This is a genomic window from Pseudomonas palmensis (genome assembly GCF_017848315.1).
GTDB lineage: Bacteria > Pseudomonadota > Gammaproteobacteria > Pseudomonadales > Pseudomonadaceae > Aquipseudomonas > Aquipseudomonas palmensis.
This window is the reverse complement of the sequence record NZ_JAFKEC010000001.1, coordinates 101,316-127,447: the sequence shown is the minus strand read 5'-3', so window position 1 is coordinate 127,447 and position 26,132 is coordinate 101,316. Positions and strand designations below refer to the sequence as shown.

23 protein-coding genes and 1 riboswitch are annotated in these 26,132 nt (G+C 64.8%); of the genes, 16 read left to right on the top strand and 7 right to left on the bottom strand.

The window, feature by feature from the left end; genetic code table 11:
• Nucleotides 1-85 precede the first annotated feature (85 nt).
• The 7 genes from JZZ72_RS00590 (at nt 86) to JZZ72_RS00560 (ending at nt 8,271) form a co-directional block, all read left to right on the top strand.
• Nucleotides 86-1,843 carry a carbamoyltransferase family protein gene (locus JZZ72_RS00590; RefSeq protein ID WP_043863582.1) on the top strand — a complete coding sequence of 586 codons (1,758 nt, stop codon included), beginning with the start codon at nt 86-88 and terminating at the stop codon, nt 1,841-1,843.
• Complete coding sequence (locus JZZ72_RS00585; RefSeq protein WP_054915750.1) at nt 1,827-2,957, top strand: glycosyltransferase; 1,131 nt, start codon at nt 1,827-1,829, stop codon at nt 2,955-2,957. Before JZZ72_RS00590 ends, JZZ72_RS00585 begins: the two co-directional genes overlap by 17 nt.
• Nucleotides 2,957-3,853: an antimicrobial resistance protein Mig-14 gene (locus JZZ72_RS00580; RefSeq protein WP_078479858.1), complete on the top strand. Its 897-nt coding sequence runs from the start codon at nt 2,957-2,959 to the stop codon at nt 3,851-3,853. Before JZZ72_RS00585 ends, JZZ72_RS00580 begins: the two co-directional genes overlap by 1 nt.
• Entirely contained in the window at nt 3,850-5,259 is a 1,410-nt protein-coding gene (locus JZZ72_RS00575; protein ID WP_078479859.1) for a PIG-L deacetylase family protein, read from the top strand. Before JZZ72_RS00580 ends, JZZ72_RS00575 begins: the two co-directional genes overlap by 4 nt.
• A gap of 49 nt (nt 5,260-5,308) precedes the next feature.
• Nucleotides 5,309-6,265, top strand: a complete 957-nt coding sequence (locus tag JZZ72_RS00570; protein ID WP_058541615.1) for a glycosyltransferase family protein — start codon at nt 5,309-5,311, stop codon at nt 6,263-6,265.
• A gap of 71 nt (nt 6,266-6,336) precedes the next feature.
• Nucleotides 6,337-7,110, top strand: a complete 774-nt coding sequence (locus JZZ72_RS00565) for a glycosyltransferase family 2 protein (RefSeq protein WP_058541614.1) — start codon at nt 6,337-6,339, stop codon at nt 7,108-7,110.
• Nucleotides 7,111-7,158: 48 nt separating this feature from the next.
• The gene (locus tag JZZ72_RS00560) at nt 7,159-8,271 is read left to right on the top strand and encodes a glycosyltransferase (RefSeq protein ID WP_058541613.1); all 1,113 of its coding nucleotides are present in this window, start codon (nt 7,159-7,161) and stop codon (nt 8,269-8,271) included.
• Here the strand turns inward: JZZ72_RS00560 and JZZ72_RS00555 are convergent.
• Nucleotides 8,257-8,862 carry a BUD32 family EKC/KEOPS complex subunit gene (locus JZZ72_RS00555; protein ID WP_058541612.1) on the bottom strand — a complete coding sequence of 202 codons (606 nt, stop codon included), beginning with the start codon at nt 8,860-8,862 and terminating at the stop codon, nt 8,257-8,259. The genes JZZ72_RS00560 and JZZ72_RS00555 overlap by 15 nt on opposite strands.
• A gap of 152 nt (nt 8,863-9,014) precedes the next feature.
• Here JZZ72_RS00555 and msbA point away from each other — a divergent pair, with 152 nt between their 5' ends.
• Nucleotides 9,015-10,823 (top strand): lipid A export permease/ATP-binding protein MsbA, encoded by a 1,809-nt coding sequence (gene msbA / locus JZZ72_RS00550; protein ID WP_058541611.1) that lies wholly within the window; start codon nt 9,015-9,017, stop codon nt 10,821-10,823.
• A gap of 122 nt (nt 10,824-10,945) precedes the next feature.
• Complete coding sequence (hldE, locus tag JZZ72_RS00545) at nt 10,946-12,367, top strand: bifunctional D-glycero-beta-D-manno-heptose-7-phosphate kinase/D-glycero-beta-D-manno-heptose 1-phosphate adenylyltransferase HldE (protein WP_210013884.1); 1,422 nt, start codon at nt 10,946-10,948, stop codon at nt 12,365-12,367.
• A gap of 36 nt (nt 12,368-12,403) precedes the next feature.
• Here the strand turns inward: hldE and JZZ72_RS00540 are convergent, their stop codons facing one another.
• The 4 genes from JZZ72_RS00540 to JZZ72_RS00525 form a co-directional block, all read right to left on the bottom strand.
• A complete protein-coding gene (locus JZZ72_RS00540) occupies nt 12,404-13,357 on the bottom strand; it encodes a hypothetical protein (RefSeq protein ID WP_043863572.1) in 954 nt (317 codons plus the stop codon).
• Between the two features lie 40 nt (nt 13,358-13,397).
• Complete coding sequence (locus JZZ72_RS00535; protein WP_058541609.1) at nt 13,398-14,210, bottom strand: aldo/keto reductase; 813 nt, start codon at nt 14,208-14,210, stop codon at nt 13,398-13,400.
• The gene (locus JZZ72_RS00530; protein WP_210013883.1) at nt 14,207-15,382 is read right to left on the bottom strand and encodes an NAD(P)/FAD-dependent oxidoreductase; all 1,176 of its coding nucleotides are present in this window, start codon (nt 15,380-15,382) and stop codon (nt 14,207-14,209) included. Before JZZ72_RS00530 ends, JZZ72_RS00535 begins: the two co-directional genes overlap by 4 nt.
• A gap of 68 nt (nt 15,383-15,450) precedes the next feature.
• Entirely contained in the window at nt 15,451-15,783 is a 333-nt protein-coding gene (locus JZZ72_RS00525) for a DMT family transporter (protein WP_043863569.1), read from the bottom strand.
• An 85-nt stretch (nt 15,784-15,868) separates the two neighbouring features.
• Between JZZ72_RS00525 and JZZ72_RS00520 the strand changes: the two genes are divergently transcribed.
• Nucleotides 15,869-16,759, top strand: a complete 891-nt coding sequence (locus JZZ72_RS00520; RefSeq protein ID WP_043863568.1) for a LysR family transcriptional regulator — start codon at nt 15,869-15,871, stop codon at nt 16,757-16,759.
• A 14-nt stretch (nt 16,760-16,773) separates the two neighbouring features.
• Nucleotides 16,774-18,048 (top strand): lipid IV(A) 3-deoxy-D-manno-octulosonic acid transferase, encoded by a 1,275-nt coding sequence (gene waaA, locus JZZ72_RS00515; protein WP_123753303.1) that lies wholly within the window; start codon nt 16,774-16,776, stop codon nt 18,046-18,048.
• Nucleotides 18,049-18,126: 78 nt separating this feature from the next.
• On the opposite strand, the gene JZZ72_RS00510 is transcribed toward waaA, so the two are convergent.
• Entirely contained in the window at nt 18,127-19,557 is a 1,431-nt protein-coding gene (locus tag JZZ72_RS00510) for a TolC family outer membrane protein (protein ID WP_043863566.1), read from the bottom strand.
• Nucleotides 19,558-19,699: 142 nt separating this feature from the next.
• Nucleotides 19,700-19,805, top strand: a riboswitch (TPP riboswitch).
• Nucleotides 19,806-19,951: 146 nt separating this feature from the next.
• Here JZZ72_RS00510 and thiC point away from each other — a divergent pair.
• Both thiC and cytX read left to right on the top strand, forming a co-directional pair.
• Nucleotides 19,952-21,832 (top strand): phosphomethylpyrimidine synthase ThiC, encoded by a 1,881-nt coding sequence (gene thiC / locus JZZ72_RS00505; RefSeq protein WP_054915742.1) that lies wholly within the window; start codon nt 19,952-19,954, stop codon nt 21,830-21,832.
• Between the two features lie 129 nt (nt 21,833-21,961).
• Entirely contained in the window at nt 21,962-23,245 is a 1,284-nt protein-coding gene (gene cytX, locus JZZ72_RS00500) for a putative hydroxymethylpyrimidine transporter CytX (protein ID WP_043863564.1), read from the top strand.
• Here cytX and JZZ72_RS00495 read toward each other — a convergent pair.
• Nucleotides 23,214-23,960, bottom strand: coding sequence for an RsiV family protein (locus JZZ72_RS00495; protein ID WP_043863563.1), 747 nt, complete (start codon nt 23,958-23,960; stop codon nt 23,214-23,216). The genes cytX and JZZ72_RS00495 overlap by 32 nt on opposite strands.
• Nucleotides 23,961-24,142: 182 nt before the next feature.
• On the opposite strand from JZZ72_RS00495, the gene JZZ72_RS00490 reads away from it, so the two are divergent.
• The 3 genes from JZZ72_RS00490 (at nt 24,143) to cpdA (ending at nt 26,104) form a co-directional block, all read left to right on the top strand.
• Entirely contained in the window at nt 24,143-24,760 is a 618-nt protein-coding gene (locus JZZ72_RS00490; protein WP_043863562.1) for an NUDIX domain-containing protein, read from the top strand.
• Nucleotides 24,751-25,203 carry a DUF1249 domain-containing protein gene (locus JZZ72_RS00485; protein ID WP_043863561.1) on the top strand — a complete coding sequence of 151 codons (453 nt, stop codon included), beginning with the start codon at nt 24,751-24,753 and terminating at the stop codon, nt 25,201-25,203. Before JZZ72_RS00490 ends, JZZ72_RS00485 begins: the two co-directional genes overlap by 10 nt.
• A gap of 85 nt (nt 25,204-25,288) precedes the next feature.
• Nucleotides 25,289-26,104, top strand: a complete 816-nt coding sequence (gene cpdA / locus JZZ72_RS00480; RefSeq protein ID WP_043863560.1) for a 3',5'-cyclic-AMP phosphodiesterase — start codon at nt 25,289-25,291, stop codon at nt 26,102-26,104.
• The last annotated feature ends 28 nt before the right edge of the window (nt 26,105-26,132 follow it).

The window sequence follows — 26,132 nt, the reverse complement described above, 5'->3', positions numbered from 1 at the left end:
CGCTTTACGCTATAATCCCGCCCTTTCGCTGCCACCCGCCCATGAGGCCGGGGCGCACATCTACAGATTTGAAGAGGCTAGACCCTTGGCATTGACGATTCTTGGCCTGTCCGGCGCCCTTAGCCATGATCCTTCCGCGGCCCTGTACATCGACGGCAAGCTGATTGCCGCCGCTGAAGAAGAGCGCTTCGTGCGCGACAAACATGCAAAGAACCGCATGCCCTACGAATCGGCGAAGTTCTGCCTCGAACAGGCCGGCATCAAGCCGTCCGATGTCGATGTGGTAGCGATTCCGTTCGCCCCCATCAGCCTGTTCGGCAAGGCCCGCTGGCACTACGCCAAGCGTTACTGGTACGCCCCGGATCGCGCCCTCGACGCGCTGCTGATGGGCAACCGTCGCTACAAGCGCTACCGCAACAAGATCGTCTGGTGCCTGGAGCAACTGGGCTTCGATCCGAAAAAGATCAAGATCGAACCGGTCGAGCACCACCTGGCCCACGCCTCCAGCGCCTACCACTGCTCGGGTTTCAAGGAAAAGACCGCGATCCTGGGCATCGACGGCAAGGGTGAGTACGCCACCACGTTCTTCGGCTACGGCGAAAACGGCAAGATCCACAAGATCAAGGAATTCTTCGACCCGGACTCCCTCGGCGGCCTGTATGGCGCGATCACCGAGTTCCTGGGCTTCGAAATGCTCGACGGCGAGTTCAAGGTCATGGGCATGGCGCCGTACGGCGACGCCAGCAAGTATGACTTCTCGCGCCTGGCCAGCTTCGAAAACGGCGAGCTGGAGATCAACACCGACTACGCCAACGTCATCGGCCTGCGCCGCTATAAAGAGAAGGGCAAGGGTTTCTACTTCTCGCCCAAGCTGATCGAGTGGCTGGGCCCCAAGCGCGAAGGCGACATCGCCGACGAGCCGTACATCCACTATGCGGCCAGCATGCAGGCGCTGTTCGAGAAGCTCGCGCTGCAGATGATCGACTACTACCTGGGTGACGTGCTCAAGGAAACCGGCAAGCTGGCCTTTGCCGGCGGCTGCGCGCTGAACGTCAAGCTGAACCAGAAGATCATCGCCCGTCCCGACGTGAAGGAGCTGTTCGTGCAGCCCGCCTCGGGCGACGCCGGCACCGCAGTCGGTGCTGCCGCCTATGTGTCCCACGCCCGTGGCGTACCGGTCGAGAAGATGGAACACGTCTACCTCGGCCCGGCGTACAGCAACGAGGACGTGATCGCCGCCTGCGCCCGTCACGAGCACAAGCCGACCTGGCGCAAGCTGGACAACATGCCCGAGCAGATCGCCCGGATCATGGTCGACGGCAACCCGGTGGCCTGGTTCCAGGGCCGCATGGAGTTCGGCCCGCGGGCCTTGGGCGGACGTTCGATCATCGGCTGCCCGAGCGTGCCGGGCGTGGCCGACCGCATCAACCACCAGATCAAGTTCCGCGAGCGCTGGAGGCCTTTCTGCCCGTCGATGCTCGACACCGTGGCGCCGCAGATGATCAAGATCGATCACCCGGCCCCGTTCATGACCTTCACCTTCGAAGTGGCTGAAGAGTGGAAGACCCGCGTGCCGGAAGTGGTCCACGAAGATGGCACCTCGCGGGCCCAGGTGCTCAAGCGTGAGTACAACCCGCGCTACTACGACATGATGAAGGCGCTGGAGACCCTGACCGGCAACGGCGTGTCGCTCAATACCTCGCTCAACCGTCGTGGCGAACCGATGATCTGCTCGCCGACCGATGCCCTGAACATGTTCTTCGGCTCGGACCTGCAGTACCTGATCATGGAAGACATCCTGGTGGTCAAGGACGGCGCGAAAGCTTATGACAGCGTTGGCTGAACGGCACGTCCTGCAGTTTTGCCATGGCTATGACGGGCCGTTTCTCGACTGCGCCCGTCAGTACGCCAGCCTGTTCGCGGGCAAGGGCTACCGCGTCACCACGGTGTTTCTCACCGGCGCCGCCGATCCGCAGGTGGCGGCGGGCTGTGCGAGCGATGAAGTGCTGTTTCTCGAGTTCAGCTCCAAGGCCATTCGTGGCTTGAAGCTGGGCGCGATTCGCGAACTGCGCCGCATTGCCGCGTCGCGCCGATTCAGCTTCTGCATCGCCCACCGCTTCAAGCCGATCTACATCGCCCTGCTGGCCACCCGCCTGCCGGTGATCGGCGTGCACCACGCCTTTGGCGACTACCAGCGGCGTACCCGCCAGCTGTTCGCCAACCTGTTCAGCAAACGCCTGAGCCTGCTCGGGGTGTCGGACGCGGTGCGCGACGACATGCGCCAGTGCCTGCCCAAGTGGCCGGCCGAGCGTATCCAGACGCTGTACAACCGCATCGACATCGACGCCCTGCAGGCCAGCCTGGTGCCCGCCGCGCAGGCGCGCCAGGCCCTGGGCCTGGATGCGAAGGCATGGATCGTCGGCAACGTCGGCCGGCTGCACCCGGACAAGGACCAGGCCACCTTGCTGCGCGGGTTTGCCCAGGCGCTGCCGGCACTGCCGGCAGGCGCCCGCCTGGCGGTGCTGGGCACCGGCCGCCTGGAGCACGCGCTCAAGGCGCAGGCCGAGGCGCTGGGTATTGCCGCACAGGTGGACTTTCTCGGCCAGGTACCGGATGCACGGCGCTATTTCAGTGCCTTCGACGTGTTTGCCCTGAGCTCGGACCACGAGCCTTTCGGCATGGTGCTGCTCGAAGCGATGGTGGCCGGCGTGCCGTTGCTGGCCACCGCCTGCGGTGGCGCCAAGGAAGTGGTCGAAGGTGTCGGCATCCTGTTCCCGCTCGGGGATGCCGAGCGTCTGGCGCAAGGCCTGCAACACCTGGCCGAGCTGGACCAGGCGCAACGCCAGGCCTGTGCCGAGCGCATGCTCGAGCGCCTGCGCGAACGCTTCTCCGACACGGCCGTGCGCGAGACTTTCTGGCACCTTCCCCAGGTTGTCGAACTGACGGGGCAGGCCTGATGCTCAATTATGTACAAGGCTGGCGTGAGCGCGGCTGGCGCGTGATCGATGCGCCGGCCTACGCCGACGCCTGGCAGCGCTTTGGCGGCAGTGTGGCGACCCACCCGCTGGTGCTCGCGCAACTGGCCGAGATGGCCGATATTCCGGTGCGTTACCTGGGCTGGTACCAGGGTGACGAACTGAAGGCGGCCATACCCACCTGGGACCGCTACCTGGCACTGTCCAAGGACGTGCTCAAGCGCCGGGGCAAGAAGGGCCTGTTCGACCTGGGCAATGCCGAGCTGATTCTGCCGGCCGCTGCCGATGCACAGGCGCCGCTGCGCCATGCCGGGCGCTACCTGTCCGAGCTCAACCAGGGCCGTTTCAGCGGCCTCAAGGCGCAGCCCGAAGCCCTGGCCATGGCACGCCAGCCCGAAGAACTGTCGAAGAAGTTTCGCTACAACCAGCGCCGCGAACTGCGCTTGCTGGAAGAGGCGGGCGGGCAGGTGCGGGCCATCACCGAGTTCACCAGTACCGAGATCGCGTCGATGTATTGCGACCTGTTCCAGCGCCGCTGGGGCTTTGCGGCCACCGGTGCCGAGCGCATGGCCGAGATGGTCGAACGCCTGCGCGCGTTGCTGATCGGCTCGGTGCTGTTTCTGGAAGACAAGCCGATCGCGATCCAGCTGGTGTACCGCGTCGAGGCTCCCGAGTGGGTCAGCGTCGAGTACGTCAACGGCGGCGTCGACCCCGAGACGCGTGCGTTCAGCCCGGGCAGCGTGCTGAGCTTTCTCAACACCCAGAGCGCCTGGGAAGCCGCGCGTGCGCTGAACAAGCCGCTGCGGTTCTCCTTCGGCCGCGCCGATCGCGAGTACAAGGACCGATGGTGCAACCCCGTGCCGGTGTTTCAGGTGTGAGCCGCAAGCAGCAGTTGCTCAGGCGCCATCGGCGCAACAAGCGCGTGGGCCTGCTGGTCGCTCTGGTGGTGCTGATCGCCCTGGGCGTGCTGGTGAAATGGTGGCTGGCGCTGATGCTGTTGCCGCTGTTGTGGGTGGCTCACGAGGCATGGTTTGCCGATCACCTGTTCTATTCGCCAGGTGATGATTATCTGTACGAGTTCCCTGAACCCTGCGAGCGCGTGCCGGTGTCGCTGGATGGCCTGGTGCTGCGTGCGCCGGCATCATTGAGCCTGTCGGGCGATGAGACGCTGGTGCTGCAGGTGCGTGTCAAAAGCTCGCTGCTGGGGCGTTTTCGCGACCCTGGCGTCGAGGTGTCGGGCGAGGGGGAGGCGGACCTGCAGGGCTTGGAGCGCGGGGTCGACGGGCTGCGCTACCTCAATCTGACCGGGCAGGCGCCGGCGCTGCTGGCCGGCACTCTGCGCATCCGCGGGCGTTGCTGCCGGGTGGTCGAGGCTGCGTCGCTGATCGTGGTGCGCGCCAGCGACCTGCGCCAGCGCCGGGTGATGGTGATTGCGCCCCACGCCGACGATGCGGAACTGGCCGCCTACGGGCTGTACAGCCAGGCCGAAGAGGCGTGGGTCGTGACGCTTACGGCCGGCGAGATCGAGGCCGAGCATTACCAGCAGATGGGCCTGGAGCCTGCGCAGGCCGCACGCCTGAAGGGCCGCTTGCGCGCGTGGGACAGTATCGCCGTACCGCGCTGGGCCGGTGTGCCAGAAGCGCAGTGCGTGCAACTGGGCTATTTCTGCCTGCAGTTGCCCGCCATGCAGGCCGCACCGGATCAGCCCGTCGCCTCACGCGAAGCCGACCTGAGCGATACGCGGCTGTTCCGCCAGCTCAACGCCCTGTCGCTGCCGGGCGACCAGGACGGCGCGCCCACCTGGAACAACCTGCTGGCCGACCTGCGTGCACTGATCATGCAGGCGCGCCCACAGGTGCTGGTGATGCCGCACCCGACCCTGGACCCGCATCCGGACCACCTGTGTGCCCAGGCCGCCGTGCTCGAAGCGTTGCACGGCCTGCAATGGCAGCCCGAGAGCGTGCTGTACTACGCCAACCACCTGCATGACAACGATCGCTGGCCGATGGGTGACAGCGGTTCCGGCATTGCCTTGCCGCCGCAGGTCGAGCCTGGCCAGGCCTGGGCGCCCTACAGCCTGAGCCTGACGCTGGACACCCAGCGCGACAAGGCCATGGCCCTGGGCATGATGCATGACCTGCAGCCGCGTGCACCCTTCAAGCGTCGCCTGCGTCGCCTGCTGCAACGTTGGCTGGCCGGGCGTCAGCCTTCGCCTTACGGTGAGAACGAGTTCTTCCGCAAGGCGGTACGTCGACACGAATTGTTCTGGCGCCGGGACCTCTGAACCCGGTGCATGAATGCATAGCTGTGGCCCGAGCGCCGCAAGGAAGACAATGAAAGTTCTATTTCTGGTGCAGAAGGAACAGCGGGCCATTCTTGACCGGCTGTACGAAGGGGTTGCGGCCCATTGCGAATGCGACCTGCGCTGGTTGAGCAGTGCCGAACAGCGCGACCTGCGCGGGTATTTTCGCCGCGAGGTGGACGTCACCCGGTACGACCGCATCATCTTCTTCCTGCGCTTCAAGCAGGAGATCCGTCAGGTCGGTTTCATCCGTACCGTGCCCAATCTGGTCATTCTGGAGCACGATGCCTACCAGAACTACATTCCGTGCAAGTACACCGGCAAGTTCAGCGCGCATTACCGCAAGCTGCCCTGGGCCCGGGTGATCAGCTCGGGTTACATGGTCAGCGAGCGTCTGCGCCAGGAAGGCTTCGACGCGGTGTTCGTGCCCAAGGGCTACGACCAGCAGTTGCTGGCCGACCAGGGGCGCGAGCGGGACATGGAACTTGCCTTCGTCGGCAGCACCAACAGTGTGGCCTACAGCGGCCGCAAGGCGTTGCTCGACGAGCTGGGGCAAGTCGAGAACCTGGTGGTGACCCGTACCAATTCGGGTGCCGAGTATTGCGACACGCTCAACCGCATTCGTTTCTTCGTCAGCGCCGACGTCGGCATGGGTGAGTACATGATCAAGAACTTCGAGGCCATGGCCTGCGGTTGCGTGCTGCTGGCGTTCGACCAGGGCGAGGCGGAGAATCGTGCGCTGGGTTTGCAGGACATGCACAACGTCGTACTGTATGGCAGCATTGCCCAGTTGCAGGCCAAGTTGAAGGTCCTGCGTGCCGACGAGGCCCTGGTGCAGCGTATCGCCACCAACGGCCGTGATCTGGCGGTTTCACGTTTCAGTTTCGCCCAGGTCGGGCGCAGTATTGTCGAGCAGTTGCAGCCGGTACTCCGTCCTCACCCACCACTGAGCGCTTGGCAGCGTCTGCGTCTGAAACTGGGGGTCTGACTCCACTGGGCGTGCAGCCTGAACGGACTGGAGAGGTTGCAACTGCATGGACGCATTTACCGGGGGTTGCTGTGCAATTTAGTGAAAAGAGTGATGTGACGCTGGTAGTGACCAGCTGTGGGCGGTTCGATCTGCTCAAGCTGACGCTGGACAGTTTCGATCAGTTCAACACAGCGCCTATCCGTGAGGTTTTCATCACCGAAGACAGCGGTGACGAGGCCGTGCACGACGCCATTCCGGAGCACTGGAAGCCTTACTGCACGGTGTTCGTGAACAAGCCCAAGCTTGGGCAGCTGGCGTCGATCGATCTGGCTTACGGTCATGTCAAAACCCCGTACATCTTTCATTGCGAAGATGACTGGCGGTTCTATCGCCCGGCCTTCGTCGAAGATTCGCAGGTGATTCTCGAGGCGCGGCCGAAACTGCTGCAGGTATGGCTGCGCAATTTCGTCTACGACCTCAATGTCAACAGCCCCTACATTCACCTGGGCGAGCGCGAGATCATCGCTGGGGTCCCTTGCTACCCGCTGCTCTCGGACAAGCCCGAGTGGCAGTCTTTCTCGCTGAACCCTGGGCTGCGACGCCTGAGTGACTATCATCTATGTGCACCTTTCGCTGCGCATAGCGGCGAGAAGTCGCTTTCAAAGCGGTATGCCGAACTTGAGCTGACCGCTGTGACCCTTGAAGGCGATGCGGTGCTGCACACCGGATTCGGCAATCATGTCACGGTGCCTGAGGAGCGGCTGCGCAAGGTACGTCGCAAGCAGCGCGAGCGTGTGCGGTTGACGTTGGCGGTAATAGTGGGGTTGGTGGTGGGAGTGGGCCTTGCTCTTCTTTTTTTGTGAGTTGTTTTCTGTCTTTTCAGTAATATGTGAATCAAGGTGGGCTGGCCAGTGAACGTCATCAATATCATGTGGGCTGGTGGCTCGCCGTTCGTCTCGGTGCACAAGGTCCATCAGCAGATCCTTTCATTGGTGCCTCCTGAGATTTCCGTGAACAGCTGGCTGTTGCAAGGTCAGGGGGCGGCGTGTGTTCCTGGGCCGTCTCGAGAATGGAACTTGCCGCAACGCCTGATAAAGGGCCGTCATGTATGGGGGCTGCTGCAGCCTTGGTTACGCGCTCGTCTACGCAAGGCGTTGATCGAAGCCCAAGCCGACGCATTGCTGCTCGATGGGCTGGGGGTATCGCGCCTGATACTGCCTGTTCTCAGGGGGTTGCCTGAGGTGAAGGCTACTGTGGTGTTTCACGGCAAGACCCGTTTGCACCCCAGGGATGTGGCGCTGTTGTGCGGGTTCAAGCCGGCGCAGCTGTCACTGGTGGCGGTGTCGGCCACGCTGGCGGCGTCATTGCAGGCCGAGCTGGGCCTGAAGGTGACGGCCTTGCGTACCGCGTTGGAACCTACCCGTTTTTGTGACGAGCAACTGACAGCACAGCAAGCGCGCGAGGTCATGGGGTTGAGGGAGCCCGGTGTGCGGATCATGGGGGCTGTCGGTCGCCTGGTCATGGACAAGGGGTTCGACTACCTGATCGATGCATTTGCCGCCGCTAGCCGGACGCAACCCGATCTGCGCCTGGTCATTCTCGGCGAAGGCCCCGAGCGGCCATTGCTGCAGCAAAAGATCCAGGCGCTGGGTCTGCAGGGCAAGGTATCGCTGACAGGGCATTGTGACATTCTGGGCCGCCTGTACCAGGCGTTCGACTGGTTGCTCGTGCCTTCCCGGGCCGAGGGCCTGGGCCTGGTACTGCAGGAGGCAGTCATTGCCGGCGTGCCGGTACTGTGCAGTGACCTGCCGGTGTTCCATGAACAGTTGGGTGATAGCGGTCTTTACGCACGGGTCGGTGACGTGCAGGAGTGGGCCGCTGCCATCGAGCGTTGCGCCAGCCTGCCGGCAACCGCCGTTGCCCAGGCGCAGCACCGCTCGCTGGCCCCGGAGCAAGCCTGGGAGTGCTTCAGTCGAACCCTGCGGGAAATGTGGGCGGTCAAGCCTGACTCAGGGAGTCAGTAGAGCCTGCTCCAGCTCGGCGAGGGGGAAGCTCCCGTCGAGTTTTTCACGTGACAGGTAGCGGCCAAAGTGCTGTATGTTGCGCTTGATCATGCGCCGGCTCAGCGGCCCGCGCAGAAAACGCATGTCCGCCACATCGATCAGCCCCCACTGCTGGTCGGGCGTCACCACGATGTTGCCCAGGTGCAGCGAGCGAAAATACACCCCCGATCGATGCAGGGTCCGTACCAGGCGGACCATGTCCGGCAGTGCCTGCTGCCAGCTGAAACCTTCCTTGCGGCTGAGCTGGCTCAGCGTCTGGCCGGGCAGGGGGTGGTACAGCACCGCCGTCATGCCGGGCTTTTCCAGGCGGTAATGCGCCAATACACGCAGAGTCGGAATGCCCAACTGCTCCAGCCTGGCGGCGTTGTCGATGAAGCGGCGGGAGTAGGGCCGCAGCAACGCCGACGACAGCAGGCGCTTGCGCCGGAAAAGTTTAAGGATATTGCCGTTCTCTAGCAGGTAGACTTTCGCACCGTAGCTGTCAGCTTCCAGTATCTGGGCACCGACGATCAGTTGGTTGAGGTCGGCCTGAGGGAGCCGGGAGCATTGCATGTAGATGGCCTTGTCGAAGTAGCGAGCAGGAAAGACAGGGCATAATGCCGAAAACTTCACCAATGCACCACGCCAGCATGCCGGACCGGGCGCGTGCCCAATCGGCAGGCTGTGATAAAATCGATCGTTCAACCTGAACAGTGAGCTCGAAGATGGCTGAAACACCGCGCACGGCGCAGCAGAGCTCCAGTCTGAAGATCTATTTCCGACTGTTGACCTACGTAAAGCCCTACATTGGCATTTTCCTGCTGAGTATCCTCGGCTTCGTGATATTCGCCTCGACCCAGCCCATGCTGGCGGGCATCCTCAAGTATTTCGTCGATGGGCTGAGCAATCCCGAAGCGGTGTTGTTCCCCAACGTGCCTTACCTGCGTGACCTCCAACTGTTGCAGGCCGTGCCGCTGCTGATCGTGCTGATCGCCGCCTGGCAGGGCTTGGGCTCGTTTCTGGGCAACTTCTTTCTGGCCAAGGTTTCCCTGGGCCTGGTGCACGACCTGCGGGTGGAGTTGTTCAACAAGCTGCTGGTACTGCCCAACCGCTATTTCGACAGCCACAACTCCGGACACCTGATTTCGCGTATCACCTTCAACGTGACCATGGTCACCGGCGCCGCCACCGATGCAATCAAGGTGGTGATCCGCGAAGGCCTGACCGTGGTGTTCCTGTTCGGCTATCTGCTGTGGATGAACTGGAAGCTGACCATCGTGATGCTGGCGATCCTGCCGCTGATCGCGCTGATGGTCAGCAGTTCGAGCAAGAAATTCCGCAAGCAGAGCAAGAAGATCCAGGTGGCCATGGGCGATGTGACGCATGTCGCGTCCGAGACCATCCAGGGCTATCGCGTGGTGCGCAGTTTCGGGGGCGAGAACTACGAGCAGCAGCGCTTCGCCGATGCCAGCCAGAGCAACACCGAGAAGCAGCTGCGCATGACCAAGACCAGCGCGGTATACACACCGATGCTGCAACTGGTGATCTACTCGGCCATGGCCGTGCTGATGTTCCTGGTGCTGTACCTGCGCGGCGACTCCACCGCCGGCGACCTGGTGGCCTACATTACCGCGGCCGGTCTGCTGCCCAAGCCGATCCGCCAGCTGTCGGAAGTCAGCTCGACCATCCAGAAGGGTGTGTCGGGGGCCGAGAGCATCTTCGAGCAGCTGGATGTGGAGCCGGAAGTCGACCACGGCACCGTCGAGCGCGACCGGGTTACCGGGCGCCTGGATGTACGCCACCTGAGCTTCACCTACCCGGGTAGCGAGCGCCGCGTGCTCGATGACATCAGCTTCACCGCCGAGCCGGGTCAGATGGTGGCGCTGGTTGGGCGTTCGGGCAGCGGCAAGTCGACCCTGGCCAGCCTGATACCGCGTTTCTACCCGCATGCCGAGGGCGAGATCCTGCTCGATGGCGTGGAGGTGGAGCAGTACCGCCTGCGTAACCTGCGTCGGCACATTGCCCAGGTGACCCAGCATGTGACCCTGTTCAACGACACCGTGGCCAACAACATCGCCTACGGTGACCTGGCCGGTGCGCCGCGCGAGCAGATCGAGGCTGCGGCAGCCGACGCGTATGCCAAGGAGTTCATCGATCAGTTGCCTCAAGGGCTGGACACCGAGGTCGGCGAGAACGGCGTGCTGCTGTCCGGCGGCCAGCGCCAGCGTCTGGCGATCGCCAGGGCCCTGCTCAAGAATGCACCGCTGCTGATTCTGGACGAGGCCACCTCGGCCCTCGACACCGAGTCGGAGCGGCACATCCAGGCCGCCCTGGACCAGGTGATGAAAGGCCGTACCACCCTTGTGATCGCGCACCGCCTGTCGACCATCGAGAAGGCCGACCTGATCCTGGTGATGGATCAGGGGCGCATCGTCGAGCGTGGCACGCATGGCCAGTTGCTGGCCGAAAACGGCTATTACGCGCGCCTGCACGCCATGGGCCTGGATGAGCCGGCCAAGGCCGACATCACCTGAGTCACCCTGCCAGGGCGCGTTCTGCGCCCTGGTTGTCACAGCAGGTTACCGGCGCCGAACAGGCCGGTGCCAGGGCTGTGCTAATATCCCGCCCCTGTTCATTTTGTCTATATGGGTTGCCCATGAAGTTGTCCATGCCGCGTTTCGATCAAGCTCCGGTACTGGTGGTCGGGGATGTCATGCTCGACCGCTACTGGCATGGCGGTACCTCTCGCATTTCACCTGAAGCCCCGGTACCGGTGGTCAAGGTCGAGCAGATCGAGGACCGTCCGGGTGGTGCGGCCAACGTTGCGCTGAACATTGCCGCGCTGGGTGCGCCGGCCTCGCTGGTGGGCGTCACCGGCCAGGACGAGGCCGCCGACAGCCTGGCCAACAGCCTGCAGGCAGCGGGGGTGCGTTCGATCTTCCAGCGCATCGCCCATCAGCCGACCATCGTCAAGCTGCGGGTCATGAGCCGTCACCAGCAATTGCTGCGCATCGATTTCGAAGAACCCTTTGCCACCGACCCGCTGTCGCTGGGCGCCGAAGTCGACGCCCTGCTCGAAGGGGTGAAGGTGCTGGTGCTGTCCGACTACGGCAAAGGCGCATTGAAGAACCACCAGAGCCTGATTCAGGCCGCGCGAGCCAAGGGCATTCCGGTGCTGGCTGACCCCAAGGGCAAGGATTTCTCGATCTACCGCGGCGCCAGCGTCATCACGCCGAATCTGGGCGAGTTCGAGGCCATCGTCGGGCATTGCGCCGACGAGACCGAGCTGGTCTACAAGGGCGGCGAGCTGATGCGCGAGCTGGAACTGGGCGCCTTGCTGGTGACCCGAGGCGAGCACGGCATGACCTTGCTGCGCCCGGGCCATCCGGCCATGCACCTGCCGGCACGGGCGCGTGAAGTGTTCGATGTGACCGGTGCCGGCGATACCGTGATCTCCACCCTGGCGGCGGCGATCGCCGCCGGTGAGGAGCTGCCCCATGCGGTCGGTCTGGCCAACCTGGCTGCCGGCATCGTGGTCGGCAAGCTGGGTACGGCGGCCATCAGCGCGCCGGAACTGCGTCGCGCCATCCAGCGCGAAGAAGGCTCCGAGCGCGGGGTGCTGAGCCTTGAGCAGTTGCTGCTGGCCATCGACGATGCGCGGGCGCACAACGAGAAGATCGTGTTCACCAATGGCTGCTTCGACATTCTGCATGCCGGGCACGTGACCTACCTGGAGCAGGCGCGTGCGCAGGGCGACAGGTTGATCGTGGCGGTCAATGACGATGCTTCGGTCAGTCGCCTGAAGGGGCCGGGTCGGCCGATCAACAGTGTCGACCGGCGCATGGCGGTGCTGGCGGGGCTGGGGGCAGTGGACTGGGTCATCAGCTTCTCCGAAGGCACCCCGGAAAACCTGCTTTCCGAGGTCAAGCCCGACGTGCTGGTCAAGGGTGGCGACTACGGCATCGATCAGGTGGTGGGCGCCGATATCGTCAAGGCCTATGGCGGTACGGTGAAGGTGCTGGGGCTGGTGGCAAACAGCTCGACCACGGCGATCGTGGAGAAAATCCGCAAGAACTGAGTGGTTTGACCCGCGATTAGGGCCTGCAAAAACGTCCTACTTCTGCAACGCCAGCCCCAACAGCTGGCGGGCCTTGCCCGTCAGCCTTTTAAGTTTCGAGTCCGGCCTGGGCGCCACCAGCCCCTGCTGCCTCAGCCAGTCCTTCCAGCGAATCCGCTCTTCACGCACCAGCCAGCCATCCTGCCGGGCAAAGCTTTCGGCCAGGTAGATACCACGGGTACTCGCCGGCACCAATCGGTCCTTCTTCAGGGTGTACAGCTCGGCCTGCGGCTGACCGTCTTCCAGCGGCATCAGGTACAAGTCTGGCCGGCTGCGGTTGAGGCGTGCCACCAGTTGGTCGCCCTCAAGGCGCTCGTCCACATGGAACAGGCTCAATGATTTGGCTTCCCTGGGCACTTGCAGGCGCAGGTCATAAATCAGTTGCAGTGACGCCGTGGGCAGGTGGACATAGGCTCGCGGTCGCTCGATCAACGGCTGGTTGCCACAGCGCACCGGTCGCGCGGCCCCCGAGTGAGGGGTCAGCACGAAGGGCATCGCTTCACGGTAATGCAGCGCGTCGGCGTACGGCGCCGGCAACCAGGTGTCGTTGAAACGCCCGCCAAGCCAGCCTTCCGGGGTCTCCAGCAGGCATTCCTCGGCCACTTCCTGCACGGCCGTGTGCAAGGGCAGGTTCAGCTCCTGAGCGGGGACGTAACCGGAGATCAGCTTGAGCACCACATCACCGCGGTCCTGGCGGCGCTGGCGCACCAGCACCCAGTAGTCGCGGTTCTGCCACTGCAGGGTGAGGCGCACCGAAACGCCCAGGTTGGCCAGCTCCACGGCGAAACGCTCGGGGTCGGCCACCTGGATCGCTTTGCGCCGCTGCAGGGTCTGGGCAAAGTTCAGCGGCATGCCGATGCTCTGGTAGCTCAGGCCCTCGGGGCCGGCTTCCACATGCAGGGGCAGGGTCTTGAAGTTGCTGGGGTTCTTGCGGATCAGCGTGCGCGGCATCTCGGCTCCTTCTTGCGTTGGGGTCGGCCGCGACGGCGGCTCAGCGCTGGCTCAGGATCTTGGCAACCACGCCCACGTTGTGGGCCAGGTGCACGGGATTGATGGTGCCGACAATAGCACTGCTCACCCCGGGGTGGGCAAACAGCAGCTCGAAGCTGGCCCGCACCGGGTCGACGCCCGGGGCCAGACAGGCATGACCACTGGCCAGGGCCTTTTTCACCAGGATGGCCTTGCCGTGTTCGGCAGCATAGTCCAGCACCGGGCGTTCGCCCTGCTCGTCGAGGTTGTAGGTAACCATCGCGCAATCGCCTGATTGCAGGGCCTGCAGCCCACCTTCGACGGTTTTGCCGGACAGCCCGAAGCCGCGGATCTTGCCTTCCTGCTTGAGTCGGGCCAGGGTTTCGTACACCGCTTCCTGCTGCAGAATGCGCAGATCGTTGCCGTCGGAATGCACCAGTACAAGATCGATACAATCTGTTTCAAGGCGTTGGAGGCTGCGTTCTACCGAGCGGCGCGTGTGGGCGGCGCTGAAGTCGAAGTGCGAGTGGCCGTCGTCGAACTCTTCGCCGACCTTGCTGACGATCACCCAGTCGTGGCGCTGGCCGCGCAGCAATGGGCCCAGCCGCTCTTCGCTGCGGCCATAGGCCGGTGCGGTGTCGATCAGGTTGATGCCCAGCTCACGGGCCTGGCGCAGCAGCAGGCGGGCCTCGTCGTCGTCGGGGATGGTGAAGCCGTTGGGGTATTTGACGCCCTGGTCGCGGCCCAGCTTGACCGTGCCCAGCCCCAGCGGGGAAACGCTCAGGCCGGTGCTGCCCAGCGGGCGGTGATAGGGGTGCAGGGTCGGCAGGCTCATGGCAGCAGTTGCTCCCATACCGGTTGTGCCAGGGGCGGTTTTGGCAGGGGCGGCAGGGCAGGCAGGTTGCCTGGCTTGATACCGTCACGTTCCAGGCTGTTCAGCACGCGGTCAGCGAAGTCCGGTGCCAGGGCCAGCTTGGTCGGCCAGCCCACCAGCAGGCGCTGCTGGTCGGCGAGGAAGGCGTTGTCGGGGCGCACCAGGCCCGATTGCGCGGGTTCGGCGCGGTCGACACGCACGGTGGCCCACTGCACCTGGCTGAGGTCGACCCAGGGCAGCAGCCCCGCGACCTCCTTGCGGGCGGCAGCGATCTGCGCTTCGGGTTCGCGGGCAACGCCCTCGGCTTCGGCCAGGTCGCCGCCCAGGTACCACACCCACTGGCCGTCGGCGGCCGGGTGGGTGGTCACGGTGATGCGCGGCTTGGGCCCGCCGCCCAGGCAGTGGGCGTACAGGGGCTTGAGGCTCGGGCCCTTGGCCATGACCATGTGCAGCGGTCGGCGCTGCATGGCCGGCTGGCTCAGGCCCAGGCTTTGCAGCAGCGCGGCATTGCCGGCACCGGCGCTGAGCACCACGCGCTGGGCGCGGATATCGCGGCCATCGACACGCAAGCCGACCAGTTCGTTACCTTCATGCAGTGGTTCGATGTGTTCACCGGCCAGCAGGCTGTCGCCGGCCAGCTCTGCCAGGCGCGCGAGCAGGCTCGGCACGTCCACCACCAGTTCGGCCAGGCGGTACACCTTGCCCTTGAAGGCAGGGTCCTGCAGGGCAGGGGGCAACTGGTCGCCCTTGACCTGGTCGACCCGGCCGCGTACCGCCTTGCTGGCGAAGAAGCTGGTGAGGTTGCCGGCCAGGGTGCCGGGCGACCACAGGTAGTGCGCCTCGGACAGCAGGCGCACGCCGCTCAGGTCCAGTTCGCCGTTGCCGGCCAGGGCCTCGCGCCAGCGCCGCGGCATGTCGGCAATGGCCTCGGAGGCGCCGGTGAGCGCACCGTGCAGGGCGTACTTGGCACCACCGTGGATGATCCCCTGGGACTTGAGGGTCTGCTCGCCACCGAGGCTGGCGCGTTCCACCAGCACCGTCGAGTAGCCCAGGCGGCGCAGGCGGGCATTGAGCCAGAGGCCTGCGACCCCTGCGCCGACGATCAGCACGTCGGTGGAAATAACGGATGACATGCACGCACCTCACAAGCAAAGACAGGAGCGCAGTATACAGCCTGTGAGGTTTCGTACCCTGTCGCTCATCAATGCCCGGTGGTTTTGGAGAACACCTGGATCACCACCACGCCGCCGACGATCATGGCCATGCCGAGCATGGCCGGCACATCCAGTTTCTGCCCGTAGATCACCAGCGCCGCGATGCTGATCAGCACGATGCCCAGGCCCGACCAGATGGCGTAGGCAATGCCTACCGGAATGCTGCGCACCACCAGGGTCAGCATCCAGAACGCCACGATGTAGCCGCACACCATCAGAAGCAGGGGCAGCGGCGTACTCAGGCCCTTGACCGCCTTCATCGAGGCGGTGGCAATGACTTCGGCGCAGATGGCGATGGCCAGGTAGGTATAGGCGTTCATGGTAGTCCTCTGTTCTGGTCGCGCATTCTAGAGGATGGCGCAATGGGGTAAAGTCATTACCTATCTATTCTGGAGATAGGCTGGCATGCACGGTCAATGGAACCTCGAACAGCTGCGCACCTTCGTGCGGGTCGCCGAACTGCGCTCGTTTTCGGCGGTGGCGCGTGAGCAGCGCAAGGCCCAGTCGGCGGTCAGCAACGCCATCGCGTTGTTCGAGGCCGACCTTGGGGTCACGCTGTTCGAGCGTAGCAGCGGGCGTCAGCCGCGCCTGACCGATGCCGGCCAGGCGTTGCTCGAGGAGGCACGCGAGCTGCTGCGCCAGTGCGAGCGCCTGGACGGCCGGGCGCAGGCGCTGATGCGCGGGCAGGAGGCGCAACTGCGCCTGGCGCAGGACGAGGCCATGCCCTTCCAGCCGGTGCTCGACAGCCTCGACGAGCTGGCCGTGCAGTACCCGCTGCTGGAAATCCAGGTGGCCAGCGGGGCCCAGGGCGATGTGGCGCGCAAGCTGCTGGAGCGCCGTGCCGACCTGGGCCTGATGTTTCACCACGAGCACATGCCTGCAGCGCTGGAGCGCCAGGCGCTGGGCAGCGTGGAGATGGTCACCGTGTGCGCGGTGCATCACCCGCTGGCGCAACTGGCCAGCGTCAATCGCCAGCAGCTGGCGCAGCACCGTCAGTTGCTGATCACGCCCCAGCAGAGCGGCTACCCTGGCGGCGAACCGATCAGCCCGCAGATCTGGCGCGCCGACAGCTTCTACGTGATGGCCGAGATGCTCATGCGCGGGCTGGGCTGGGCCTGGCTGCCGCGCCATGTGGTGCAGTACCCGGCCTACCAGCAGCAGATGGTGGAGCTTGCCAGCGAGTGGCGCCCGCCGGCGCTGGTGGTGGAGTTGGCGTGGCGCCGCGACGAGCCGCTGGGGCCGGCCGCGCGCTGGCTGGCCGAGCGCTTCGCAGTGCATTTGTGCGCCATTGGCTAGTACACTTCGGCGCCATGAACAGAACCCTATATACCCTGCTGTTTCACCTGGGCCTGCCGCTGGTCGCGCTGCGCCTGTACCTGCGCTCGCGCAAGGCGCCGGCCTATGCCCGGCGCATCGCCGAGCGCTTCGGCCTGAAGCTGCCGCCCCTGCAGCCGGGGGGCATCTGGGTGCATGCGGTGTCGGTGGGCGAGAGCATCGCCGCCGCGCCGATGGTGCGTGCCCTGCTGCAACGTTATCCACAGTTGCCGATCACCATCACCTGCATGACGCCCACCGGTTCCGAGCGCATCCAGGCGCTGTTCGCAAACGAGCCACGCATCCAGCACTGCTACCTGCCGTACGACCTGCCGTGGGCGGCGGCGCGGTTTCTGGAGCGTGCTCGCCCGCAACTGGCGGTGATCATGGAGACCGAGCTGTGGCCCAACCATATCCACCAGTGCGCCCGACGTGGCATACCGGTGGCGCTGGCCAATGCGCGGTTGTCGGCGCGTTCGGCCAAGGGCTATGCGCGTTTTGCCGGGTTGACCCGGCCGATGCTGGCCGAGATGAGCCTGATCGCGGTGCAGACCGAAACCGAGGCCGAGCGTTTTCGCCAGCTCGGTGCGCGGCCCGAGTGCGTGCAGGTGACCGGCTCGATCAAGTTCGACCTGACCATCGATGCGCAGCTGCCGGTGCGCGCCAGGGCGCTGCGTGAAGAGTGGCAGGCGCTGCAACGGCCGGTGTGGATTGCCGCAAGCACCCATGAGGGCGAGGACGAGGTGATCCTGGCAGCGCATCGGCAGTTGCTGGCGCACCATTCGGACGCGCTGCTGATGCTGGTACCGCGCCATCCGGAGCGCTTCAACGCGGTGCATGGGTTGTGCGCAGCGCAGTTTTCCACGGTGCGCCGCTCTGGCGGTGCGCCGGTGACGGAGGATTGCCAGGTATTGCTGGGCGATACCATGGGCGAGCTGCTGTTTCTGTATGCGCTGGCGGACATCGCGTTCGTCGGCGGCAGCCTGGTGCCCAACGGCGGGCACAATCTGCTGGAGCCGGCTGCACTGGCCAGGCCAGTGCTGAGTGGGCCGCATCTGTTCAACTTTCTCGAGATCGCGGCAATGCTGCGCGAGGCGGGGGCGTTGTGCGAAGTGGATGATGCCCAGGGGCTGGCGGCCGAGGTGCGGCGCCTGATCGAGCTGCCCAGTGATGCACTGAAGATGGGCGAGGCGGGGGTCGGGGTGATGCGGGCCAATCAGGGGGCGTTGAAGCGCCTGCTGGATGGGCTGGGGAATCTGCTCAAGGCGTGAGGCCTGTTCGCCGGCAAGGTCGGCTCCTACACGGGGTGCGCAACACCTGTAGGAGCCGGCCTTGCCGGCGAAGCTGTTTCAGGGCCTTTCGAAATTGGCTTGCGCCGCCTTGGCCAGGTCCGGCGGCAGGAAGTCCTTGTCCGGGTTGTAGTCGGGCTTGAGGTAGCGACCCAGGTCATTCAGGTCTTGCGGGCTCAAGGTCCCGGCGGCCTGCTTCAGGCGCAGGTTGTCGAGGATGTAGTCATACCGGGTGTTGTTGTAGTCGCGCACCGAGGTGTACAGCTGGCGCTGTGCATCCAGCACGTCGACGATGTTGCGCGTACCCACCTGGTAACCGATTTCGGTCGCTTCCAGCGCACTCTGGTTGGAAATGATCGACTGCTTGCGCGCCTGCACCTGCTCCACGTCGGTGTTCACCGCGCGGTGCAGGTTGCGGGTGTTTTCCACCACCTGGCGACGCAGGCTCTCGCGCTGCTGTTCGCTCTGGCTCAGGCGCTGGTACGCCTCGCGCACCTGCGAGCTGGTCAGCCCGCCACTGTAGATCGGGATGTTCAGCTGCAGGCCGATGCTGGTCTGCTCCACGTCGCCGCGGTAGTTCTGGCCCGTCAGGTTGGGGTTGCTGAAGCCCAGGCTGTCGTTGTCACCCTTCTGGTAGCGCGCCACCGCGTCCACCGTCGGCGCGTGCCCGGCCTTGCGCTGGCGCAGGGTTTCCTCGGCCGCGTTGACCGCGTAGTTGGTGGCCTGCAGGTTCAGGTTCTGCTTTGCGGCGGTTTCTACCCAGGCCTTGGCGTCATTGGGCGTGGGTACCTGCACCGGCAGGGTGTGCACGATGCCCTGCACCGAGTTGTAGTCGCGGTTGGTCAGGGTCACCAGGGCCTCGAAGGCGTCGTCCACCTGGCGCTGCGCGACGATGCGGTTGGCGCGTGCGGTGTCGTAGCTGGCCTGGGACTGCAGCACGTCGGTCTTGTCCGACAGGCCCACGTCGAAGCGCTCGTTGCTCTGGTCGAGCTGGCGCTTGAACGCGGCTTCTTCGGCCTTGGTCGAGGCCAGGGTGTCCTGGGCGCGCAGCACGGCGAAGTAGTTCTCGGCACTTTGCAGAATCAGGTTCTGTTCGGTGGCCGACAGCTCCAGCGCCGCCTGTTCGTTCACCGCTTCGGCTGCCTGCAACTGGAACCAGCGGTCGGCGCGGAAGATCGGCTGGGCCAGGGTGGCCTGCCAGGAGTTGCCGCTGCGGTTGGCGGTGATCGAGGGGTGATCGATCTTCGTACGGCTGTTCATCATCTCGGCGCCGGCCGAGAGGTTGGGCAGCAGGCCGGCACGGGCCTGGGGCACCACTTCCTTGCGGGCGCCGTAGTCGGCGCGGGCAGCGGCCAGGTCGGCGTTGTTGTTCACCGCTTCCTGATACACGCTGACCAGATCGGTGCGTACCGACAGGGGCGGTTCTGCTGCCCAGGCCATTCCGTTGGTAGCACACGACACGGCGAGGGCCAGTGAAAGTTTGCGCAGCATAGGGCAGTCCTTGAACGGTTGAGTATTTCTGAACCGATGAGTGTAGTTGCGCAGGCATTTTGCAACAATCCGCTATTTGCGCCTTTTATCATGCTTGTGCTTGGACTGTTGGCGTTTCGCGTCGCACCGGTCTATGCTGGGCGCGTTCTTGTCGGGGTGCCTTGCGTTGAGGCTGAGATCGGATAATTCCGGATCCCGTTGAACCTGATCAGGTTAGCGCCTGCGTAGGGAACAAGATTGCTCGTCTCCCGCGAGCCCTCTTGTGTCGGCTGCGGGATTGTCATTTCAGCTTTTTGGCTGGTGTGGCATCTTCCGTTTTCGGCACAGCACCAGCCCTGGTGCGCCCGTGCCTTTCAGGTTCACTCCGACTGCCAACCCGTCTGGAGAGCCTGTGATGAGCCAAAAACAAAAATACCCCGCGCACCTGAGTGAATCGGCCAAGGTCGACGAGCAGTCCGTGCAGCCGTTCACCCGTTCGCGCAAGATCTACGTGCAGGGCTCGCGCCCCGATATCCAGGTGCCGATGCGCGAAATCAGCCTGGACGACACCCCCACCGATTTCGGCGGCGAAGCCAACGCGCCGGTGCTGGTGTACGACACCTCCGGCCCCTACACCGATCCTACCGTGCAGATCGACGTGCGCAAGGGCCTGGGCGATGTGCGCTCGGCCTGGATCGACGCGCGCGGCGACACCGAGCGCCTGGCCGGGCTGTCCTCCAGTTTCGGCCAGATGCGCCTGAACGACGTGGAACTGACCAAGCTGCGCTTTGCCCACGTGCGCAACCCGCGCCGGGCCAAGGCCGGCGCCAACGTCAGCCAGATGCACTACGCGCGCCAGGGCATCATCACCGCCGAGATGGAGTACGTGGCCATCCGCGAGAACATGAAGCTGCAGGAGGCCCGCGCCGCCGGCCTGCTCGACCAGCAGCACGCCGGGCACAGCTTCGGCGCAAGCATCCCCAAGGAGATCACCGCCGAATTCGTGCGCGAGGAAGTCGCTCGCGGCCGCGCGATCATTCCGGCCAACATCAACCATGTGGAGCTGGAGCCGATGATCATCGGCCGCAATTTCCTGGTGAAGGTCAACGGCAACATCGGCAACAGCGCGCTGGGCTCCTCCATCGAGGAAGAAGTGGCCAAGCTGACCTGGGGCATCCGCTGGGGCTCGGACACGGTAATGGACCTGTCCACCGGCAAGCACATCCATGAAACCCGCGAGTGGATCATCCGCAACTCGCCGGTGCCGATCGGTACGGTGCCGATCTACCAGGCACTGGAGAAGGTCAACGGCGTGGCCGAGGACCTGACCTGGGAGCTGTTTCGCGACACCCTGATCGAACAGGCGGAGCAGGGCGTGGACTACTTCACCATCCATGCCGGCGTGCTGCTGCGCTACGTGCCGCTGACCGCCAAGCGCGTGACCGGCATCGTCAGCCGCGGCGGCTCGATCATGGCCAAGTGGTGCCTGGCGCATCACAAGGAAAACTTCCTCTACACCCATTTCGACGAAATCTGCGAAATCATGAAGGCCTACGACGTCAGCTTTTCGCTGGGCGACGGCCTGCGTCCGGGCTCGATCGCCGACGCCAACGACGCGGCGCAGTTCGGCGAGCTGGAGACCCTGGGCGAGCTGACCAAGATCGCCTGGAAGCATGACGTGCAGTGCATGATCGAAGGCCCCGGCCACGTGCCGATGCAGTTGATCAAGGAGAACATGGACAAGCAGCTCGAGTGCTGCGACGAGGCGCCGTTCTACACCCTGGGCCCGCTGACCACCGACATCGCGCCGGGGTACGACCACATCACCTCGGGCATCGGTGCGGCGATGATCGGCTGGTTCGGTTGCGCGATGCTCTGCTACGTGACGCCCAAGGAGCACCTGGGGCTGCCGAACAAGGACGACGTCAAGACCGGCATCATCACCTACAAGATCGCCGCGCACGCGGCGGACCTGGCCAAGGGGCACCCGGGCGCGCAGATCCGCGACAACGCTTTGAGCAAGGCGCGGTTCGAGTTCCGCTGGGAAGACCAGTTCAACCTGGGCCTGGACCCGGACACCGCACGCTCGTTCCACGACGAGACCCTGCCCAAGGATTCGGCCAAGGTCGCGCACTTCTGCTCGATGTGCGGGCCGAAGTTCTGCTCGATGAAGATCACCCAGGAAGTGCGTGAATACGCCGCCAACCAGCCGGTCGAGGTGGCGGTAGAAGAGGGCATGCGCGAGCAGGCCGAGCGGTTCCGCCAGGAAGGCAGCCAGTTGTACCAGAAGGTCTGAAAGCATCGCGGGTCAAGCTCGCTCCCACAGGTATGCCGCTGCCCTAGAGATCAGCGATACCCCGTGGGAGCGGGCTTGACCCGCGAAAGGGCCTTCCATCCAACCCACATTTCCTGCCGAGTCTTCATCGTGAGCACACCCAGCCACTACTCCCCCGATTCCCCCATTCCCGACAGCCAGCGCGTCTTCGGCGCGCGGGACCTGTTCTCCCTGTGGTTCTCCCTCGGCATCGGCCTGATGGTGCTGCAGACCGGCGCCTTGCTCGGCCCCGGTCTGGGCCTGTCCGGCGCGTTGCTGGCCATCACCCTCGGCACGCTGGTCGGCGTTCTGCTGCTGGCCGCCGCCGGCGTCATCGGCAGCGACACCGGCCTGTCGGCCATGGGCACCCTGCGCCTGAGCCTGGGCCGCCACGGCGTGGCGCTGCCGGCCATTCTCAACCTGCTGCAACTGGTTGGCTGGGGCGCGTTCGAAATCATCGTGATGCGCGACGCCGCCAGTCTGCTCGGTGCGCGGGCCTTCGGCGCCGATAGCCTGTGGGTCAGCCCGCTGTTGTGGGCACTGTGCTTCGGCGCCCTGGCCACCGCGCTGGCGGTGGCCGGCCCGCTGACCTTCGTGCGCCGCATTTTGCGCAAATGGGGCATCTGGCTGCTGCTGGGCGCCTGCCTGTGGCTGACCTGGAACCTGTTCGCCAAGGCCGACCTGGCCGCCCTGTGGGCCCGCGCCGGGGATGGCTCGATGTCGCTGGGGGTGGGCTTTGACATCGCCATCGCCATGCCGCTGTCGTGGCTGCCGCTGATTGCCGACTACTCGCGCTTCGGCAGGCATTCGGGGCAGGTGTTCGTGGGTACCGCACTGGGCTACTTCATCGGCAACCTGTGGATGATGAGCCTGGGGGTGGCCTACATCCTGGCCTTCGCCACCGATGGCGAAGCCAGCACCCTGCTGCTGGCGCTGGCCGGCGCAGGCTTTGGCATCCCGCTGTTGCTGGTGCTGCTCGACGAGTCGGAAAAGGCCTTTGCCGACATCCACTCGGCGGCGGTGTCCAGCAGCCTGCTGTCAGGCGTGAAGGTCGAGCACCTGGCACTGGTGATCGGCGTGGTGTGCACCCTGATCGCCTGCTTCGCGCCGCTGGGCCAGTACGAGAACTTCCTGCTGCTGATCGGCTCGGTGTTCGCGCCGCTGTTCGGTGTGGTGCTGAGCGACCACTACGTGCTGCGCCGGCGTCGCCTGCCCAGTGTGGTCGACGGCCTGCACTACGGGGCGCTGGTGGCGTGGGCCTGTGGCGTGGCGACCTACCATGTGCTGGCGCATTACGCCGCAGACGTTGGCGCCACCCTGCCAGCCTTGCTGCTGGCAGGGGCGCTGCATCTGTTGCTGGGCTTCAACCGCGGCCGGGAAACAGCTCGGGCCTGATCACGCCGTTCAGGCGCGGGTAGGGGATCTTGAGCTCGATGTGGCCCATGGAGTACGGGGCGATGGCATACACCTCGTACTTCACCACCACCGCGCCGTAGGTCAGGGCGACGTGCGGTGACTTCTGGAATGGCCAGTTCTTCACGAACTCGGCGTCCTTGTCCATGCCGGTGCTGATCAGCCAGCCCTTGTGGGCCTCTTCGACGGTCTTCCAGAAGGTTGCCTCCTGGCCCGGCACCAGCATGTCCTGCAGGGTCAGCACCTTGTCCTGCTGGCGCGAATAGTTGATGAAGCCGCGCCCCGGCATGCCGTGCGCGCCGCCGGTGTCCAGGTAGCTGGACAACTCGATGATCACCAAGCCGTCATGCTGCTCGCGTACCTTGGCCTGCAGGTAGCTGCTGTTGCGGCTCTGGGCCGATTGCAGGTAGCTGTCCTCGTAGGACTTGAGCGAGGCCGGCAACGGTGCGCCCTCGCCATCGCTGGTGAGCTTGAGCAGGCTGCGCTCGACGATCGCATCGAGCTTGGGGTTGGTGGGGAAGTGCACCGTGTCGATGTTCACCAGCGGGCAGTCGGCTGCGGTGCAGCCCGGCTTGATGTGCTCCCACCTGTCGCGCTTGACCTCGAGCGGCACGCGCATGTTGGGCTGGAACAGGCTCTGGCAGGCGCCCAGGGTCAAGGCCAGGGCGGTCACGCAGGCTAATTTCGCAAGTGACATGATGATCCTTGTAGTGCAACGGTAATCGGGCTTGGACCGTCGGCAATGCCGTCGGTTCGCCACTAAGCTGACAAGAAAGGCTGCGCCTATCCTCGCAGCCCGCACGATTGTTTTAAAGGGGTGAAACCGCGCAGTGTGCAGGTTAGGATGGCGCGACGTGGTAATGGGGTAACGAGGTATCCATGACAGACAAGCCAAAGGCCATGCCGACCGACGTACAGATCGTGCGGCGCGAAAACTGCTTCAAGGGCTTTTACCGGCTCGACCGGCTGCACCTGCGCCACGAGCTGTTTGCCGGCGGCATGGGCCGCGAGATCAGCCGTGAGCTGTTCGTGCGCCACGACGCAGTGTGCGTGCTGCCCTATGATCCGCAGCGTGACGAAGTGGTGCTGATCGAGCAGTTTCGTGTCGGCGCCATGGGCAAGGTCGACAACCCCTGGCTGGTGGAACTGGTCGCCGGTCTGATCGACAAGGACGAACAGCCCGAGGAGGTTGCGCACCGCGAGGCGCAGGAGGAAGCTGGGCTGACATTCAGTGCGCTGTGGCCGATGACCAAGTACTTTCCGTCGCCCGGCGGCAGCGATGAATTCGTGCACCTGTACCTGGGGCGTTGCCACAGCGACGGCGCAGGCGGCCTGCACGGGCTGGAAGAAGAGGGCGAAGACATTCGCGTGAAGGCCTGGGCGTTCGAGGATGCGTTGCAGGCCGTGCGCGATGGGCGCATTGCCAATGCCGCGAGCATCATTGCCCTGCAATGGCTGGCGTTGAACCGTGATGAAGTCAGGGGGCTGTGGTCGTGAATCTGTTGCGCGAGCGCTACCGGGTCGATCTGGTCGGCTTGCAGGCTGCCTGCGAGGCCAACTATGCGCGCCTGATGCGACTGTTGCCCGACATGCGCACCACCCAGAGCTCGCGCCGCATCGGCATGACCCAGGGTGACCAGATGCTCGGCGTGCTGGTGCTCGACGTGGTGCTGGCCTGCCCTTACACCACCACCCTGCGCGTGCGCCAGGAGCACAGCCTGCCGTGGCTGCCGGTGCCGCAGTTGGAGGTGCAGGTGTACCACGACGCGCGCATGGCCGAGGTGGTCAGTGCCGAGCATGCGCGGCGCTTTCGCAGTGTCTATCCGTACCCCAATGCGGCCATGCACCAGCCGGACGAAAAGGCCCAGCTCAACCTGTTCCTGGGCGAGTGGCTGAGCCATTGCCTGGCCTGCGGCCACGAACTGGAAGCGGTTCGCTGAAAATGTGACCGGTGTCGTGGGCGCGGGGTTTGCCGTTGCCTGCATTCCCACCATAATCGTGCAGAATCCGCCCAAGGAGACGGCCTTGCCGCACTCGATCATCCCTTCCCGTGACGCCTCGGTGCTGCTGGTGCAGCTCTCCGACAGTCATCTGTTCGCCGAAGCCGAAGGCACGCTGCTGGGCATGAACACCCGCGACAGCCTGCGCCGGGTGGTCGAGCGGGTACTCGACGAACAGCCGGTGGTCGACCTGGTGCTGGCCACCGGCGACCTGTCGCAGGATGGCAGCGTCGAATCCTATCTGCAGTTTCTGGCCCTCAGCGGCAGGATCCCGGCCCCGGCCCGCTGGCTGGCCGGCAATCACGACGAGCCGTTCCCCATGGCCCAGGTGGCACGCGGCAGTTCGCTGCTCGAGCCGGTGGTGGATGCCGGCGCCTGGCGGGTGATCATGCTCAACTCGGCCGTGTGCGGCTCGGTGCCGGGGCTGCTGGCAGACGATCAGCTGCAACTGCTCAGGCAGGCCCTGGAGGCCGCACCGCAGCGCCATTGCCTGATCTGCTTCCATCACCAGCCGGTTTCCATCGATTGCGCCTGGATGGCGCCCATCGGGCTGCGTAACGCCGATGCGCTGTTCGACCTGCTCAAGGGTTATCCACAGGTGCGCGCGCTGCTCTGGGGGCATATCCACCAGGAGTGGGACCAGCTGCGTGACGGTGTGCGTCTGCTCGCCTCGCCGTCCACCTGCATTCAGTTCGAGCCGGGCAGTGAAGACTTCAAGGTGGGCGACCAGGCCCCGGGGTATCGCTGGCTGCGCCTGCATGACGACGGCAGGCTCGAGACCGGGGTCTCGCGCGTGACCGACTTTGCCTTCACCGTCGATTACGGCAGCAGTGGGTACTGAGCGCTGCAAGCTGCAAGTGAACGCGAAT

Bases quoted from the DNA above. Each gene is read 5' to 3' on its own strand.
- JZZ72_RS00490 (WP_043863562.1), top strand. From the start codon at position 24,143: ATGACAGACAAGCCAAAGGCCATGCCGACCGACGTACAGATCGTGCGG.
- waaA (WP_123753303.1), top strand. From the start codon at position 16,774: ATGAACAGAACCCTATATACCCTGCTGTTTCACCTGGGCCTGCCGCTG.
- JZZ72_RS00570 (WP_058541615.1), top strand. From the start codon at position 5,309: ATGAAAGTTCTATTTCTGGTGCAGAAGGAACAGCGGGCCATTCTTGAC.
- JZZ72_RS00525 (WP_043863569.1), bottom strand. From the start codon at position 15,783: ATGAACGCCTATACCTACCTGGCCATCGCCATCTGCGCCGAAGTCATT.
- JZZ72_RS00585 (WP_054915750.1), top strand. From the start codon at position 1,827: ATGACAGCGTTGGCTGAACGGCACGTCCTGCAGTTTTGCCATGGCTAT.
- JZZ72_RS00495 (WP_043863563.1), bottom strand. From the start codon at position 23,960: ATGTCACTTGCGAAATTAGCCTGCGTGACCGCCCTGGCCTTGACCCTG.
- JZZ72_RS00580 (WP_078479858.1), top strand. From the start codon at position 2,957: ATGCTCAATTATGTACAAGGCTGGCGTGAGCGCGGCTGGCGCGTGATC.
- JZZ72_RS00535 (WP_058541609.1), bottom strand. From the start codon at position 14,210: ATGAGCCTGCCGACCCTGCACCCCTATCACCGCCCGCTGGGCAGCACC.
- JZZ72_RS00510 (WP_043863566.1), bottom strand. From the start codon at position 19,557: ATGCTGCGCAAACTTTCACTGGCCCTCGCCGTGTCGTGTGCTACCAAC.
- JZZ72_RS00555 (WP_058541612.1), bottom strand. From the start codon at position 8,862: ATGCAATGCTCCCGGCTCCCTCAGGCCGACCTCAACCAACTGATCGTC.
- JZZ72_RS00540 (WP_043863572.1), bottom strand. From the start codon at position 13,357: ATGCCGCGCACGCTGATCCGCAAGAACCCCAGCAACTTCAAGACCCTG.
- thiC (WP_054915742.1), top strand. From the start codon at position 19,952: ATGAGCCAAAAACAAAAATACCCCGCGCACCTGAGTGAATCGGCCAAG.
- msbA (WP_058541611.1), top strand. From the start codon at position 9,015: ATGGCTGAAACACCGCGCACGGCGCAGCAGAGCTCCAGTCTGAAGATC.
- hldE (WP_210013884.1), top strand. From the start codon at position 10,946: ATGAAGTTGTCCATGCCGCGTTTCGATCAAGCTCCGGTACTGGTGGTC.
- JZZ72_RS00530 (WP_210013883.1), bottom strand. From the start codon at position 15,382: ATGTCATCCGTTATTTCCACCGACGTGCTGATCGTCGGCGCAGGGGTC.
- JZZ72_RS00520 (WP_043863568.1), top strand. From the start codon at position 15,869: ATGCACGGTCAATGGAACCTCGAACAGCTGCGCACCTTCGTGCGGGTC.